General features: G+C 59.3%; 1 protein-coding gene. It reads left to right on the top strand.

What is annotated here, in order from left to right; translation table 11 throughout:
- Positions 1–428: DUF932 domain-containing protein (locus BEB54_RS28295; RefSeq protein WP_143358812.1), on the top strand; the 428-nt coding region annotated here is incomplete at both ends.

The following is a 428-nucleotide window of genomic DNA, read 5'->3' as shown; positions in this document are numbered from 1 at the left end:
TTCTTCGCCTGCCAGACCCGTGTGCGCGACCCGGGCCGCCGGGGATACACAAAACACATGCTGCGTCTGCGGCGGGCCGGAGAGATAAACGGAGAACATGTCCCTGAAATTATTCTGCTCAACTCTCATGACGGTACCTCCAGCTACCAGATGCTGCCGGGTTACTTCAGGTTCGTCTGCCAGAACGGATGCGTCTGTGGTCAGTCTCTGGGGGAAGTGCGTGTTCCGCACCGGGGAAATGTGGTGGACAGAGTCATTGAAGGGGCTTACGAGGTGGTGGGGGTTTTTGACCGGATTGAGGAAAAGCGTGATGCCATGCAGTCGCTGATTCTGCCGCCACCGGCACGCCAGGCGCTGGCACAGGCGGCACTGACTTACCGTTATGGTGACGAACATCAGCCCGTCACCACCGCCGACATTCTGACGCC

The organism is Escherichia sp. MOD1-EC6021 (genome assembly GCF_002965245.1).
GTDB classification, from domain to species: domain Bacteria; phylum Pseudomonadota; class Gammaproteobacteria; order Enterobacterales; family Enterobacteriaceae; genus Escherichia; species Escherichia coli_F.
The sequence above is the reverse complement of the archived record's forward strand: the minus strand, read 5'-3'. Positions and strand labels throughout refer to the sequence as shown.